12 protein-coding genes are annotated in these 14,596 nt (G+C 62.6%); 6 read left to right on the top strand and 6 right to left on the bottom strand.

Annotated features, from left to right (window positions below; genetic code table 11):
• Positions 1-104: 104 nt before the first annotated feature.
• On the bottom strand, positions 105-3,002 hold the full coding sequence (uvrA, locus tag JI748_RS05705) for an excinuclease ABC subunit UvrA (RefSeq protein WP_407644937.1): 2,898 nt from the start codon (positions 3,000-3,002) through the stop codon (positions 105-107).
• A gap of 381 nt (positions 3,003-3,383) precedes the next feature.
• Between uvrA and ssb the strand changes: the two genes are divergently transcribed.
• Complete coding sequence (gene ssb / locus JI748_RS05710; protein ID WP_201635847.1) at positions 3,384-3,893, top strand: single-stranded DNA-binding protein; 510 nt, start codon at positions 3,384-3,386, stop codon at positions 3,891-3,893.
• Between the two features lie 55 nt (positions 3,894-3,948).
• Here ssb and JI748_RS05715 read toward each other — a convergent pair whose 3' ends face one another.
• From JI748_RS05715 to JI748_RS05730, 4 genes are all read right to left on the bottom strand, one after another.
• The gene (locus JI748_RS05715; RefSeq protein WP_201635849.1) at positions 3,949-4,473 is read right to left on the bottom strand and encodes a hypothetical protein; all 525 of its coding nucleotides are present in this window, start codon (positions 4,471-4,473) and stop codon (positions 3,949-3,951) included.
• A gap of 85 nt (positions 4,474-4,558) precedes the next feature.
• On the bottom strand, positions 4,559-5,086 hold the full coding sequence (locus tag JI748_RS05720; protein WP_201635851.1) for a hypothetical protein: 528 nt from the start codon (positions 5,084-5,086) through the stop codon (positions 4,559-4,561).
• Positions 5,087-5,205: 119 nt separating this feature from the next.
• Complete coding sequence (locus JI748_RS05725) at positions 5,206-7,584, bottom strand: efflux RND transporter permease subunit (protein ID WP_201635853.1); 2,379 nt, start codon at positions 7,582-7,584, stop codon at positions 5,206-5,208.
• 137 nt (positions 7,585-7,721) lie between these two features.
• Positions 7,722-8,600 (bottom strand): NAD(P)H-binding protein, encoded by an 879-nt coding sequence (locus JI748_RS05730; protein WP_201635855.1) that lies wholly within the window; start codon positions 8,598-8,600, stop codon positions 7,722-7,724.
• A gap of 146 nt (positions 8,601-8,746) precedes the next feature.
• On the opposite strand from JI748_RS05730, the gene JI748_RS05735 reads away from it, so the two are divergent.
• Positions 8,747-9,154: a winged helix-turn-helix transcriptional regulator gene (locus JI748_RS05735; protein ID WP_201635857.1), complete on the top strand. Its 408-nt coding sequence runs from the start codon at positions 8,747-8,749 to the stop codon at positions 9,152-9,154.
• Here JI748_RS05735 and JI748_RS05740 read toward each other — a convergent pair.
• A complete protein-coding gene (locus tag JI748_RS05740) occupies positions 9,151-9,444 on the bottom strand; it encodes a hypothetical protein (protein ID WP_201635859.1) in 294 nt (97 codons plus the stop codon). The genes JI748_RS05735 and JI748_RS05740 overlap by 4 nt on opposite strands.
• 71 nt (positions 9,445-9,515) lie before the next feature.
• Here JI748_RS05740 and JI748_RS05745 point away from each other — a divergent pair, with 71 nt between their 5' ends.
• The 4 genes from JI748_RS05745 to gyrA all read left to right on the top strand — a co-directional run bounded on the left by JI748_RS05745 (position 9,516) and on the right by gyrA (position 14,592).
• A complete protein-coding gene (locus JI748_RS05745; protein WP_201635861.1) occupies positions 9,516-9,872 on the top strand; it encodes a bleomycin resistance protein in 357 nt (118 codons plus the stop codon).
• Positions 9,873-9,949: 77 nt separating this feature from the next.
• Positions 9,950-10,540 (top strand): ArsR/SmtB family transcription factor, encoded by a 591-nt coding sequence (locus JI748_RS05750; protein WP_201635863.1) that lies wholly within the window; start codon positions 9,950-9,952, stop codon positions 10,538-10,540.
• Positions 10,537-11,757 carry an MFS transporter gene (locus JI748_RS05755; RefSeq protein ID WP_201635865.1) on the top strand — a complete coding sequence of 407 codons (1,221 nt, stop codon included), beginning with the start codon at positions 10,537-10,539 and terminating at the stop codon, positions 11,755-11,757. The genes JI748_RS05750 and JI748_RS05755 overlap by 4 nt, the downstream gene beginning before the upstream one ends.
• 72 nt (positions 11,758-11,829) lie before the next feature.
• The gene (gene gyrA, locus JI748_RS05760; protein ID WP_201635867.1) at positions 11,830-14,592 is read left to right on the top strand and encodes a DNA gyrase subunit A; all 2,763 of its coding nucleotides are present in this window, start codon (positions 11,830-11,832) and stop codon (positions 14,590-14,592) included.
• The last annotated feature ends 4 nt before the right edge of the window (positions 14,593-14,596 follow it).

Here is a 14,596-nt window from a genome sequence, read left to right on the forward strand (position 1 = left end):
TAACAGTAGACCTCATCCTGAGCCCGTCGAAGGACGAGGTCGTGGCACCATCTGCGTGCCCGACCTCGTGGTTCGACAGGCTCACCATGAGGTCTAAATGGTATCTACTCCGCCGCCCGAGTCGCATAATGCGGACGCCGGTCCATCACTTCCTTCAAGAAGTGCCCGGTATGCGAGCCTTTCACGGCCGCGACCTCTTCCGGCGTGCCCATGGCGACGACCTGGCCACCGCCGTCGCCGCCTTCGGGGCCCATGTCGATGATCCAGTCGGCCGTCTTGATCACTTCGAGATTGTGCTCGATGACGATCACAGTATTGCCGCCATCGACAAGCTCATGCAGCACTTCGAGCAGCTTGGCCACGTCGTGGAAATGGAGACCCGTCGTCGGCTCGTCCAGCATATAGAGCGTGCGGCCGGTGGCGCGCTTGGAGAGCTCCTTGGAAAGCTTGACGCGCTGCGCCTCGCCGCCCGAAAGCGTCGTCGCCGGTTGGCCGACCTTGACATAACCGAGGCCCACGCGCTGCAGCGTCGCGAACTTGTCGCGGATCACCGGGACAGCCGAGAAGAACTCGCATCCCTCGTCGATGGTCATGTCCAGGATGTCGCTGATCGACTTGCCCTTGAACTGCACTTCCAGCGTTTCGCGGTTGTAGCGCTTGCCCTTGCAGACGTCACAGGTGACGTAGACGTCGGGCAGGAAGTGCATTTCGATCTTGAGGACGCCGTCGCCCTCGCACTTTTCGCAACGGCCGCCCTTGACGTTGAAGCTGAAGCGACCCGGGCCATAGCCGCGCGCCTTGGCCTCGGGCAGGCTCGCGAACCATTCGCGCAGGGGCGTAAAGGCACCAGTATAGGTGGCCGGGTTGGAACGCGGGGTGCGTCCGATCGGCGATTGGTCGATGTCGATGACCTTGTCGAGGAATTCAAGCCCGGTCAGTGCTTCATGCGGGGCAGGGACCACGCGCGCGCCGTTCAGCCGGCGGGCGATGGCCTGATACATGGTGTCGATCATCAGCGTCGACTTGCCGCCGCCTGACACACCGGTAATAGCCACGAACATGCCGAGCGGAATGTCGACCGAGACGTTCTTGAGGTTGTTGCCGGTGGCGCCGCGGATCGACAGCGACTTGCCCTTCTTGCCCTCGCGGCGTTCGGCCGGCACCTGGATGCCCATGCGGCCGGAAAGGTATTTGCCGGTCAGCGAGTCCGGGTGCTTGAGGATGTCCTGCGGCGTGCCTTCGGCGACGATATGGCCGCCATTGACGCCTGCACCGGGTCCGATATCGAGCACATAGTCGGCCGTCAGGATCGCGTCCTCGTCGTGCTCGACGACGATCACGGTATTGCCGAGGTCGCGCAGGCGCTGCAGGGTTTCGAGCAGCAGGGCATTGTCGCGCTGATGAAGGCCGATGGAGGGCTCGTCCAGCACGTAGAGCACGCCTGTGAGGCCCGAGCCGATCTGCGACGCGAGCCGAATACGCTGCGATTCACCGCCCGACAGCGTCCCGGAATTGCGCGACATGGACAGATATTCCAGGCCCACATCGTTGAGGAAGTTCAGGCGCTCGCGAATTTCCTTGAGGATGCGCTCGCCGATCTGCGACTGTGTCGGCGTCAGCTTGTCGGAAAGATCGACGAACCATTTGCTGGCCACCTTGATCGACATGTCACTGACCTGGCCGACATGCAGCCCGTCGATCTTGACCGCCAGCGACTCGGGCTTGAGGCGATAGCCGCCACAGGCGAGGCACGGCTTGGCCGACATGTACTTTTCGATCTCTTCGCGCATGCCGGCGCTTTCGGTTTCCTTGTAGCGACGCTCAAGGTTGCCGATCACGCCCTCGAAGGGCTTGCTGGTCTTGTACTGGCGCAGGCCATCGTCATAGACGAAATCGACCGCAGTCTTGCCGGTGCCATAGAGCACGGCGTGCTGGACCTCGAAGGGCAGCTCGTTCCAGGCTGTGCCCGTCGAGGCGCCAAAGCTCTTCACCACCGCCTGCAGGGTCTGCTGGTAATAGGGCGCGCTGGTCTTGCTCCAAGGCAGGATGGCGCCATCGCGCAGCGACAGCGACCCATCGGGGACGATCTGGTCCGGATCGATCTTCTGCTCGGTGCCGAGGCCATCGCAGACCGGGCAGGCGCCGAAAGGGTTGTTGAACGAAAACAGCCGCGGCTCGATTTCGGCGATGGTGAAGCCGGAAACCGGGCAGGCGAATTTTTCCGAGAAGGTGATCTGGCGCGGCGTGCCATCCTCATTCTTCTCGTCGGCCAATTCGACTAGGGCGATGCCTTCGGCCAGCTTCAGCGCTGTTTCGAAGCTTTCAGCAAGGCGGCCGGAAATGTCCGGCGAGACGACGACGCGATCGACCACCACTTCGATGTCGTGCTTGAACTTCTTGTCGAGCGCTGGCGCGTCCTCGATCTCGTGGTATTCGCCATCGATCTTGACGCGCTGAAAACCCTTGCGCATCAGGTCGGCCAGTTCCTTCTTGAACTCGCCCTTGCGGCCGCGCGCGATCGGCGCGAGTAGATAGAGCCGCGTGCCTTCCGGCAGCTCGAGCGTGCGATCCACCATCTGCGACACGGTCTGCGACTCGATCGGCAGGCCGGTAGCCGGGGAGTATGGAATACCGACGCGGGCATAAAGCAGGCGCAGGTAGTCATAGATTTCGGTGACGGTGCCGACGGTCGAGCGCGGATTGCGCGAGGTCGTCTTCTGCTCGATGGAAATAGCCGGCGAGAGCCCTTCGATGTGCTCGACATCGGGCTTCTGCATCATTTCCAGGAACTGGCGCGCATAGGCGGAGAGCGACTCCACATAGCGGCGCTGGCCCTCGGCATAGATGGTGTCGAATGCCAGGGACGACTTGCCCGAGCCGGAAAGCCCCGTCATCACGATCAGGCTGTCGCGCGGCAGCTTGACGTCGATGCCCTTGAGATTGTGCTCGCGGGCACCGCGCACGATGATTTCGCGGTTCTGGCTGGCGGAAGGCTTCATCATATCAGTCCATGGCTCGGGGCACCGTTTTGGGTGCGACGGCAAGAGGATCGGGGCTTGGCTTCGGGAGAACCCGACACATAGGAGCCGCATCGGTCACGCGCAAGCCGCGCCGCAGCATAGCGGCCAACGGCGTCGCTCACAACTTCGCTGGTGAACACAACCAGAACGAGGCGGAGTCGGTCAAGCTGCAGCAAGGCCCATGCTGACAAAGCATGTCAGCAGCACGCCATTGACTCGCGTTAACACTTGGAACAAAGATAGAACAACGATCCTGTTTACAAAACAAGTCAGCAGGAGCAGCCATCATCGCAAGGTTGTATGGTGGCCGCCTTAGTAAGTGAGCGTTCCCGCCATGAGCCGGGGACTGAATAGGAGAAGGCCATGGCTGGCAGCGTGAACAAGGTTATCCTGGTCGGCAATCTGGGCAATGACCCGGAAGTGCGGAACCTGCCGAGCGGCGGCAAGGTCGTGAACCTGTCGGTCGCGACATCGGAAAACTGGAAAGACAAGAATACCGGCGAGCGCCGCGAAAAGACCGAGTGGCACCGCGTGGTGATCTTCTCGGAAGGCCTCGCGCGCGTGGCCGAAAGCTATCTGCGCAAGGGCTCCAAGGTCTATATCGAGGGCCAGCTGCAGACCCGCAAGTGGCAGGACCAGTCGGGCGCCGACAAGTATTCCACCGAGATCGTGCTGCAGGGCTTCAACTCGAACCTGACGCTGCTCGATGGTCGCGGCGATGGCGAAGGTGGCGGCGGTGGTTCGGGTGGCGGCTACGGCAATGAAGGCGGCGGCTTCCGCGGCGTGCGCGACCAGGGCGGCGGCGGGCGTCGGCCGTCCGCCAACGCCCCGGCCTTCGAGCCCGGCGGCATGGACGACGACATCCCGTTCTGAGACGGAGCTGGAGAAGGGCGGCTTGGCCGCCCTTTTTTGTTCTGAGCCCCAGCTCTCAGCGGAAGGTCACGGGCGCGGCGGCTTCATAGACCTTGCTGGCCATGGCATCGACCTCGGCCTGATCTGCGCCATAGACCCTTATCAGCAGCTGCTTTCCGTCATTCCAGAGCTGGTAGGTCGCGGAATAGTCGCCAGTGGCTCCGCGGGCGCGCGTGGAAAAGCCCTGAGCGGAGCCATACTCGATGTCTTCGGTGCCGTAATAATCAGCGTCCCCGCCAAGTGTTGCCGCATTGGCGCTTCCGATCTCTGTGAACCGATCCGCCGTTGTTTCGCCCGATGCGACGCGCCCGCCGGTGCCATCGTCGGGTAGCACCTTGACCTCGAACATCATGGTGCCTTCGCAGGCGGTGCAGAGCGCAATGTAGTTGCCGTCATTCTCGCCCGCGATCCAATCGGGTGCAGCGACGCCCTCAATGCTGAACGCCGACCAGTCCGGATCAAGGAACTCAGCCTGGGCCGACAAGGGTGCCGAAACCACGAGAAGCGCGGCAGCGAAAAGGGGGATGGTATTGCGGTTCATCGAAATCTCCATGCATCCGAAACAATTAGGCTGGAGATTTGACAGAACAATGATGCGCCGCCGGCTTGTGACCGGCGGCCCGGCTTCAGCGCGAGAACGGCACTTCAGCGCGGAGGCTGTCGCCCGATTCGACATAGACCACTTCGAAGGTCACCTGGATGGCTTCGGGCGCCAGCTTGATCTGCGAAGTGATGTTGAACTCCTTGCCTTCCTCGTCTTCCTCGCGTTCGCGCAGGTTGAAAGTGAGGCCGGAGCCGCGCTTCTGGCCGACGGCAAGGCCGGTGAAGGTGGCATTGGAGGTCATAGCCGCTTCGAAGCGCTTGTTCGCTTCGACATAGGCCAGCGTGCCCGCGATCGAAAGGTTCTGCCCAGCCAGGGTGCAGCGCCCGTTGTAGTTGACCTTATCCTGGTTGCCTTCGCTCAAGGTCAGGCGGCACACGACGCTTTCCTGCTCAGCGCCGATCATGACACCGCGGCCGCGCCACTCGCCGATATAGGATTTCAGCAACGCCACATCGGCAGGCGCCGCCATGGCCGGAGCGAAAGCAGCGCCGGCAGAAAACAGAAGACCGGCGAGGGCGAAGGCGCGGGTCATTGGTCCGAAAGTGGTCATGGCGTTGCGCCTCCAAAAAGCAAAACAAGCCCCCCGGCTGTCAAGCGACTCTCGCATAGCAAATTCGCCGGGAAGTTGCGCAGTGATTCTCCAGAAAGTGAACGGTTGGCAACACCCATTCAGGTGGGGGTTGCGGCAGGTCCCGTCGTGTGCGTATCGGCTGTCGGATCGTCCGGCGTCGGGTCCTCGTCGGCCATGCGCACGCCGATCTTGCCCAGGGGGTGGAAGAACTTGCCACCCGCAGCCAGGAGGGCCGGCAGGATGAACAAATCGCCGATCACCGCAAAAGCCAGGGTCGAGACAAACAGCGTACCGAACAGTGCCACCTGCGGCAGTTCGGAGAAGGTGACGATCACCACGCCGGCGCAGAGGATGATGGTGGTGGCAACGATGGCGCCGCCGATGCGCTCCAGCGTGTGCTTGACGGCATCGAGATGCGCCAGGCCCTCGTCCCGCCGGGAATGGAGGTAATGGGAGAGGAAGTGCACCGTGTCATCGACCGCAACGCCGAAGGCAATGGTCAGCGCGATCACGGTGGTGAGCTGCAGCCCCTGGCCGGTGAAATAAAGCCATGCCTCGGTTCCCAGCACCGGAAAGAGGTTGGGAATAGCGGAGGCCAGGGCGACGCGGAAGCTTTGGAAGGCAAAGCCGATCAGACCGAGGTTGACCAGAACCGAAATGGTGAGGTCGAGCTGGAGGCCGCGCACGATGTCGTCGGTGGCAAAGGTCGTGAGGATACGAAAGCCGCCCACTTCGGCGTCGGTGATGCCGGCAGCGCGCAGGTCGGACTGCAAGTCGGAGACCAGTTGCTTTAGGACGCCGGACTCAATGATCGTCGGCATGAAGCCGGTGACCAGGCCCTGCGAGCCGTCATCGGTGACGAAGCGCTGCCGCATGAACGGTCCAACTGCGTCGAACACTTCTTCGCGGGTGAAGCCGGTCTCGGTATAGTTGGTCATGCTGGCCGCGGAAATGACCTTGTTCTCGCCCAGCCGCGCTTCGACGATCTCGTGCACCTTGCGGATTTTCTCGAAATCCTGCGCGCCCACATTGGGGTCCATTTCGGTCAGCGGCACGCGCACATAGAGCGGGGCCACGCCGCCGACGCCGCTGTCGATCTCCTCCGCCGCAGTCAGCGCCGTGGAGTTGGTGGCGACAAAATCCTCGAAGGAAAAGCGCGGCTGGATCAGCCCATAGGGGATCAGCAGCAGGACGGTCACGATGATGGCGGCGATCGAAACAGGCCGGCCAAATTTGCTGGCGATGAACCAGGCCAGGGGCAGGGGAGCGGTCAGCACCATGCTCGACTTGGGCGGCGCCTTGAAGCCCATGCGCACCGCAAATTTCAGCAGCAGCGGCAGGAAGGTCATAAGGCAGACGAACAGCAGCAAGGTGCCGATGGCGCCGGCCATCGAGAACTCGCGAATGCCCTGGCCGGGGGTCAGCGACAGCGAGGCAAAGCTCACGAAGGTGGTCAGCATGGTCAGCGCCGCAGCGGGGCCGACCAGTTTGACCGTGGCATCTACCGCCTTGTTGGGCTCCATGCCGTCCCGCCAGAAGGCCAGCCAGTTGAAGACGAAAAACATGGATTCGGCAAAGGAGATCACCAGCACCAAGGTGGTCACGATGATGGTGAGGAAGGAAAAGGAGCCGAAGGTAAGGAGGATGATCCCCATCGACCACATGACCGCGAGGAACGGCGTTGCGGCCACGATGATCGCACCAAAGAAGGAGCGCAGTGCGAGCAGGGCGATAATGGATCCGAGCCCAAAGCCCCAGACGGTGAACTTGACCTGATCGTCCACCGCGGCATTGAGCATCTCCGAGCTCCAGACCGGGGGACCGGTGAGTTCGATCGAGATGGCATCGGTTTGATAGGGAGCGATGGTCTCGCGCAGATTGGCGATCATCGCCTTGGCCCCGTCCTCCCGCACCTTTTCCTGGTTGGGGAACATGATGAGCACCACGCCGGTGAGATCAGGCGTGATCAGATTGCGCATCATGGGGTCGTTCTGCTGCAAGTCCATAAGCGCCATGGCGACTTCATCGGTCGTCAGCATGCCTTCGGGCACAGCTGGCACGGAGCCGCCGTCGGCCGTCGGTTTGCGCAGGGTAAAGGGCGACATGGTGCCCACGGCATAGTCGTTGAGCTCGAGGTCGAAGGCGAGGCTGCGGATTTGCTCGATCACGTCGGGATCGGCGAGACGGGGCGAGTTGACGAGGACGTAGATGTCGTTCTCGAAAGTGCCAAAGGTGTCCGACAGATGCTCATAGGCATCGTAATACTGGCCTGAATGCGCATAAACGCGCAGCAGGTCGCCGTCGACATTGGCGCGCGGGATCTGACTGAAGGCCAGGATTGAAAAAGCCAGGATGGTGAGGGCCACGACGCGCGGGAAGCGCAGCGTCATGAGCCCGATATATTCAAGGCCGAAGCCGATCGAACGCTTGTGGGTAATGCGGTCCAGAGCCCGCTTCAGAAAAGAACCAGAAGACACCGAAAACCCACTCGCAAATGAGGCGACAATCCGGCGGGGTTCTAAGGTTTTGCGCCCGTGGCGTCCAGCACCGGCTAAACAAATCTGCCTTCGATCAAGCAAAAGGGACCCGCCTGTTGCAGCGGGTCCCGGAATTATTAGCCGGCGAGGGCAGCTTTGTTGGCGGTGAGGAATGAATCAAGGCTTTCCGGTTCGCGGCCGGTCAGCTGCTTGACGGCATCGGTCACCACCGCATGGTGGCCCTGAGCGGCATCGAGATCGAAGGCGACCAGAAGCTCGGCCATGAAGCTCGGAACGCCAGCCGCCTGTAGACCGCCCAGCAGTTGCTCGCCGGTGAGGGTGACGGCGCTGACCGATTTGCCCGTCAGCTTGGTGTAGAGCGCGGCGACCTCAGCCTGCTGCACGGGCGCAGGGCCGGTGATGTCGAGGATCTGCTTGCCCGTGGCGGTCAGCAGCGCACCCGCCGCGGCGCGTGCGGCATCGGCGCGGGTCACATAATTGCGGCCCTTGCCGGCTGTGGCTTCGAAGAGCTGGCCGCTGGCAAGGGCCGGAGCGGCGCCGACAAGGGTCATGTCGGCATAGATGTGATTGCGCAGGATCGTAAAGTCGAGCCCGGATGCAGCGATGGCCACTTCGGTCCAGTAGTGGTCGGCAATGCCGCCGGCATCGGCATTCGGGCGAGCATTGGGTGCTGACGTGTAGGCGAGGTAGCTGACGCCCGCAGCCTTTGCAGCAGCAACCGCGGCGGTCTGCTGTTCGGTGCGGTTCGGCGCCACGGTGCTGATGATCAGCGCACGATCCACGCCAGCAAAGGCCGACTGGAGCGAGGCGGCGTCATCGAAATCGAGGCGGCGCACGTCGACGCCGCGGGCGGCAAAGTCCGCAAGGGCTGCGGTGTCGCGCGTGCCGGCCACAGTGTGCTTGGCGCCGCGGGCAAGTAGCTCCTCGACGACGATACGGCCGAGATTGCCGTTGGCGCCGGTAACGAGCAGGGTGGAATTGCTGAAGTCGGTCATAGTCTCATCCAATCTTGATCTGCCTCGACGCTTGTCTCGCCAGAAGCGGGAGAGTAAGTATCGAAAAGAGAGTGCCTAGCTAGGCTGCCGTCGAGGCAAAGAAAAGGAGGCACCTTTTCGGCAATACGTTACCTGGAGGTAAGTGCATGTTTGAGGGTCAGGACACCGCCGCAATCTATGTTGCGCGCTGGGCCGATGCCGTCGCCACCCCTGCCGCCGGTCCTTGCCCGGTGCGCGACGTGCTCGACAAGATCGGCGACAAGTGGAGCATGCTGCTGGTGATGACGCTTGCGGCCGGTCCCAGGCGCTTCAACCAGCTGCACCGCGAGGTGCCAGACATTTCGCAGAAGATGCTGACGCAAACGTTGCGCGACCTGCAGCGCGACGGCCTAGTCGCGCGCCAAGTCTTCGACACCAAGCCGCCCTCGGTCGAATACCGGCTGACGGATCTCGGCCAGTCGCTGATCGTGCCCATCGGCACCCTGATCGAATGGGCCAACAAGAGCATCCCCAGGATCGAAGCCTCGCGCACCCACTTCGACCAGGTGAGCTAGCTCGGAAACACGCGGTGCTGGCGCAGGCGGGCAGGGGAGGAAGCCTGCTTGCGCTGGCGCTCCGCCGCCTTGCAGCTGCGGATAATGCCGCGCACCCGGCGCAGGACACCGACGCCGATGCCTTCGAGCTTCAGCAGGTCGGACCCGTCCATCTTGTCGATTTCACCCAGCGTCTTCAGCCCCGCAACCTGCAGGCGCTTGCCGGTACCATCCTCATCGCGAAGATCGATGACCGCGATGTTCTGCCAAGTCTGAACGCCGCGCAGCCAGGCGCGATAAGTGTCTGCCATCTACTTCCTCTCTTGCCGCAGCCGTCCGAGTTCAAGCACCCTGGAGCCCGAAGGTTTTATAGGAGGTGCCCATGGATCACGCGACGCCCAATCTGCCCTCAGCCGATTTCGACCGCACCGAGCGCTTCTACGCCGGCCTAGGCTTCGCTCGCAGCTGGCGCGACGAGGGCTGGATGATCCTCAAAGGCGGGACGGTTACGCTCGAGTTCTTTTCGCATCCAGATGTCGATCCTGCGACAAGCTGGTTCAGCTGCTGCCTCCGGCTCGACGATGTCGACGCGTTCTACCAGACATGCCTAGCAGCGGGCATCCCCGACACGCGAACCGGCTGGCCACGTGTGCATTCCCCACGGGTGGAAGCTTGGGGCGGACGCGTCGGCGCGCTGATCGATCCCGACGGAACCTTGCTTCGCCTGATCCAGAACTGACCTCGCTTGCTCTATCGCAAAGATATTTTGCAAAATTATGTTTGTGGTTTACGGTCGGCTATGTTTGGAGCAGGCTGATGACCGCAAGATCCATCTCTCGTATATCGCCGGATACGATGGCCCTGCGTGCACTGGCGCATCCTCAGCGCATGCGCATGCTGGGCCTGTTGCGGCTCGACGGGCCAGCAACCGCCACGAGCCTCGCCGCTCGGATGGGTCTGAATTCGGGCGCAACTAGCTACCACCTGCGGCAACTCTCCCGGCACGGTTTCGTTGAGGAGGACACCGAGCGCGGCAACGGACGGGAGCGATGGTGGCGGGCCTCGCACGAATCCACCTTCACCAAGAACGTCACCGAGGACGAAGACGCACTTGATGCCGCCGCAGCGTTCGGGCAGGCGGCACTGCAGTGGCAGGTGAGCCAGATGCAGCAGGCGGTGGAGCGCTTCACACAGCTGTCTCCGGCCTGGCGGGAAGCATCCACGGCCAGCGATTTCACCATTCCGCTGACCGCCGAAGCGGCCAAGGCGCTGACCGAAAAACTTGTCGAGCTCCTCTGGGAGGCGAAGCGCTCGGCTCCGCCCCTTGGCGAGCCACTGCCCTCAGACATGGAAAAGGTCACCTTTGTGCTGCACGCCTTCCCCAGCGTGCCTGATGGCGAGCCATGACCCGGCATGGACCGCTCGCCGTTCTGGCCGCAGCCACGGTTATTTCGGTTGGCGGAACGCGGCTTTCCACCATCGCCATTCCCTGGCTGGTGCTGACCACAACCGGTAACCCAGTGCTGACCGGTCTGGTGGGTCTTGCCGAGATGCTGCCCTATGTGGTGGCCAAGGCGCTGAGCGGTCCCTTGATCGACCGGCGGGGCGCCAAGCGCATGTCGATCCTTTCAGATCTCCTCTCCATGTTCGCAGTGGCAATCGTGCCAGTGTTGTTCTGGTCCGGCCTGCTCTCGATCTGGCTATTGCTGCCAGCCGTCGCACTGATCGGCATTCTTCGGGCGCCTTCCGATGCAGCCAAGCAGGCGCTGGTTCCCGCCGTCGCGGAAAGCGGCTCTTTGCCGATGGAGCGGGTCACCGGCATTTTGGGTGCCAGCGAACGGCTTGCCGGCACGCTGGGTGCAGCCGGGGCAGGGGCGCTCATCGCCTTCATCGGGCCGGCACCGGCGCTGATCGTCAACGCCGGGGCGTTCGGCGTATCTGCGCTGGTGCTGTGGGCTGGTCTCCCCAAGCCGGCGCGGGTCACTCCTGACCTTGCACCCTATGGCGCCCAGCTGGCTGAAGGCTGGTCCTTCCTCCTTCAGGACAAAGTACTGGTCAGCCTCGTGATCATGGTGGCCATCACCAATCTCCTCGATCAGGCCTATGCGGTGGTGCTGCTGCCTGTCTGGGTCCGATCGGCAGGTTTTGACGCCGGCTTCCTCGGGCTGCTGTTCGCCCTATTCTCAGGCGCGTCCATCGCTGGTGCGGCAGTCGCGGCAGCCATCGGCCAGCGCTTGCCACGGCTTACCGTTTACACCGTGGCTTTTCTTCTGACCGGACTGCCGCGTTTTGCGGTCTTTGCCTTCGAGCTGCCGACGCTTGTGATCCTGGCAACCATCACCATTTCCGGTCTGGCCTCCGGCTTCCTTAACCCAATTATCTCCGCCATCATGTTTGAGCGCATACCCTCGCGCATCACCGGTCGCGTCGTGGCGCTGATTGGCTCGCTCACCTGGATACTGCTGCCTTTTGGCGGGCTCTATGCCGGCATTCTTGTTGAGGGCGCGGGACTTGCATTAGCCTGGGCACTGTCTGGCGCGCTCTACTTCCTGGTCACGCTTGCGCCCATTGCTGTTCCAAGTTTCCGCGACATGCGGCGGCGCCTGCCACTGTCCACAGTCTGACGGGGCGAAATTGGCATTTGGGCCCGCGATGTCCTATATTTGCGGGAACAAGAATCAACGTAGAATCACAACGTGACAGATACGCCTGACGACGTGAGCGGCGGGAGCCTTCCGCCTTCCGATATCGCCCCGATCTTTATCACCGACGAGATGCGCAAGAGCTACCTCGATTACGCCATGAGCGTGATCGTGAGCCGTGCGCTGCCAGACGTGCGCGACGGCCTGAAACCCGTGCATCGGCGCATTCTCTTTTCGATGAGCGAGAACGGCTACGAATACAACAAGCCATTCCGCAAGTCGGCGCGCGTGGTCGGCGACGTTATCGGTAAGTACCATCCGCATGGTGACAGCGCCGTCTACATGGCGCTGGTGCGCATGGCGCAGCAGTTCTCCATGGGCGAGATGCTGGTCGAGGGCCAGGGCAATTTCGGCTCTGTCGACGGCGATATGCCGGCGGCCATGCGCTATACCGAAGTGCGCATGCAGCGCATCACCAATTCGCTGCTCGACGACCTCGACAAGGACACCGTCGATTTCCGCGAGAACTATGACGGCTCCGAGCAGGAGCCGACGGTTCTGCCGGCGCGCTTTCCCAATATGCTGGTCAATGGCGGCGGCGGCATCGCCGTCGGCATGGCGACCAATATCCCGACGCACAACCTGACCGAGACCATCAACGCCGCGTTGGCGGTGCTCGATAATCCCTCGATCCTGACCGAAGAGCTGATCGAGTTCCTGCCGGGTCCGGATTTCCCGACCGGCGGCGTCATCCTCGGCCGGGCCGGCATTCGCCAGGCTTACGAGACCGGGCGCGGCTCGATCGTCGTGCGCGGGCGCTCAACCATCGAGGAAGTGCGCAAGGAACGCGAAGCCATCGTCATTACCGAGATCCCCTATCAGGTGAACAAGGCGGCGATGGTCGAAAAGATCGCCGAGCTCGTGCGCGAGAAGCGCATTGAAGGCATTGCCGACCTGCGCGACGAATCCTCCCGCGAAGGCATGCGCATCGTCGTCGAGATCAAGCGCGACGCCCTGCCGGACGTGGTGCTCAACCAGCTTTATCGCTTCACGGCGCTCCAGTCGTCCTTTGGCTGCAACTTCGTTGCACTCAATGGCGGCAAGCCGGAGCTGATGAACCTCAAGCAGATCCTCGACGCCTTTATCGCCTTCCGCGAGGAAGTGGTGACGCGGCGCGCCCGGTTCCTCCTCAACAAGGCTCGCGACCGTGCGCATGTCCTGGTCGGCCTTGCCGTCGCTGTTGCCAATATTGACGAAGTCATTGCCCTTATCCGCACCGCGCCCGATCCGGCGACGGCACGCGAACAGCTGATGACCCGGCGCTGGCCGGCTGCCGATGTGGCGCCGCTGATCGCCCTCATCGACGATCCGCGTCACCGCATCAACGAGGACGGCACGTTCAATCTGTCCGAGGAACAGGCCCGCGCCATCCTCGAACTGCGTCTCGCTCGCCTCACCGCTCTCGGCCGCGACGAAATCGGCGACGAACTCAATGGGCTCGGCGCCGAGATCGAGGACTATCTCGATATCCTCAGCTCCCGCGATCGCGTCCGCGAGATCATCCGCACCGAGCTTGAGGAAATCCGCGACCAGTTCGGCACCCCGCGCCGCACCGAAATCTCGGATCACGCCGCCGACTTCGAAGACGAAGATCTGATCGCCCGCGAGGACATGGTCGTCACCGTCAGCCATGCCGGCTACATCAAGCGCGTACCGCTTTCGACCTACCGGGCGCAGAACCGCGGCGGCAAGGGCCGCTCCGGCATGTCGACGCGCGAGGAAGATTTCGTTTCCCGCCTCTTCGTCGCCAATACCCACACGCCCGTGCTGTTCTTCACCAGCCGCGGCATTGCCTACAAGCTCAAGGTCTGGCGGCTTCCCTTGTCCGCGGCCAATGCCAAGGGCAAGGCGCTGATCAACATCCTGCCGCTCGAGCAGGGCGAACGCATCACCTCGATCATGCCGCTGCCGGAGGATGAAGCCTCCTGGGGCAATCTCGACATCATGTTCGCGACGACGCGGGGCACCGTGCGCCGCAACTCGCTCGCCGACTTCGTCGAAGTGCGCCAGAACGGCAAGATCGCGATGAAGCTCGACGAAGGCGATGAGATCGTCGGTGTCGAGACCTGCACGGTCAACAACGATCTGTTGCTGACCACGGCGCTCGGCCAGGCCATCCGCTTCCGCGTCGACGACGTGCGCCTGTTCAAGGGCCGCGACTCGATGGGCGTGCGCGGCATCCAGCTGGCCGACAAGGACAAGGTGATCTCCATGGCGGTGATCAACCATTCCGATGCCGATGCCGAACAGCGCGCGGCCTATCTCAAGATGAGCCGGGCGATGCGCGGCGAGGTCGAGGAAGCCGGTGCTGGCGACGAAGGCGATGTGGTCGCCGGCGAACTCAGCCAAGAACGTTATGCTCAGATGGGAGCGATCGAGCAGTTCATCCTGACCATTTCGGAAAACGGCTTCGGCAAGCGTACATCGAGCCACGAATACCGGATCACCGGTCGCGGTGGCAAAGGCATCGTCGCCATGGCGGTCAACAAGCGCAATGGCAACCTGATTGCCTCCTTCCCGGTGGAAGAAACCGACCAGATCATGCTGATCAGCAATGGCGGCCAGACCATCCGCCTGCCGGTGGGTGGCGACAAGCCGATCGGCATCAAGGGCCGCTCCACCCAGGGCGTCACCATCTTCGATACGGCCGAGGGCGAGAAGGTGGTTTCCGTCGAACGGATCAGCGAGCCGGAGGGCGATGACCCCGGCGATATCGCACCCGAAGGCGGCGATTCGATCGCACCGGCCGGGGAATAAAAAA

Origin of the sequence: Devosia rhizoryzae (assembly GCF_016698665.1) — a bacterium.
Lineage (GTDB): Bacteria > Pseudomonadota > Alphaproteobacteria > Rhizobiales > Devosiaceae > Devosia > Devosia rhizoryzae.

What these genes read in the sequence shown, in the direction of transcription:
- uvrA (WP_407644937.1), bottom strand. Translation starts at nt 3,002, where the DNA reads ATGATGAAGCCTTCCGCCAGCCAGAACCGCGAAATCATCGTGCGCGGT.
- ssb (WP_201635847.1), top strand. Translation starts at nt 3,384, where the DNA reads ATGGCTGGCAGCGTGAACAAGGTTATCCTGGTCGGCAATCTGGGCAAT.
- JI748_RS05715 (WP_201635849.1), bottom strand. Translation starts at nt 4,473, where the DNA reads ATGAACCGCAATACCATCCCCCTTTTCGCTGCCGCGCTTCTCGTGGTT.
- JI748_RS05720 (WP_201635851.1), bottom strand. Translation starts at nt 5,086, where the DNA reads ATGACCACTTTCGGACCAATGACCCGCGCCTTCGCCCTCGCCGGTCTT.
- JI748_RS05730 (WP_201635855.1), bottom strand. Translation starts at nt 8,600, where the DNA reads ATGACCGACTTCAGCAATTCCACCCTGCTCGTTACCGGCGCCAACGGC.
- JI748_RS05735 (WP_201635857.1), top strand. Translation starts at nt 8,747, where the DNA reads ATGTTTGAGGGTCAGGACACCGCCGCAATCTATGTTGCGCGCTGGGCC.
- JI748_RS05740 (WP_201635859.1), bottom strand. Translation starts at nt 9,444, where the DNA reads ATGGCAGACACTTATCGCGCCTGGCTGCGCGGCGTTCAGACTTGGCAG.
- JI748_RS05745 (WP_201635861.1), top strand. Translation starts at nt 9,516, where the DNA reads ATGGATCACGCGACGCCCAATCTGCCCTCAGCCGATTTCGACCGCACC.
- JI748_RS05750 (WP_201635863.1), top strand. Translation starts at nt 9,950, where the DNA reads ATGACCGCAAGATCCATCTCTCGTATATCGCCGGATACGATGGCCCTG.
- JI748_RS05755 (WP_201635865.1), top strand. Translation starts at nt 10,537, where the DNA reads ATGACCCGGCATGGACCGCTCGCCGTTCTGGCCGCAGCCACGGTTATT.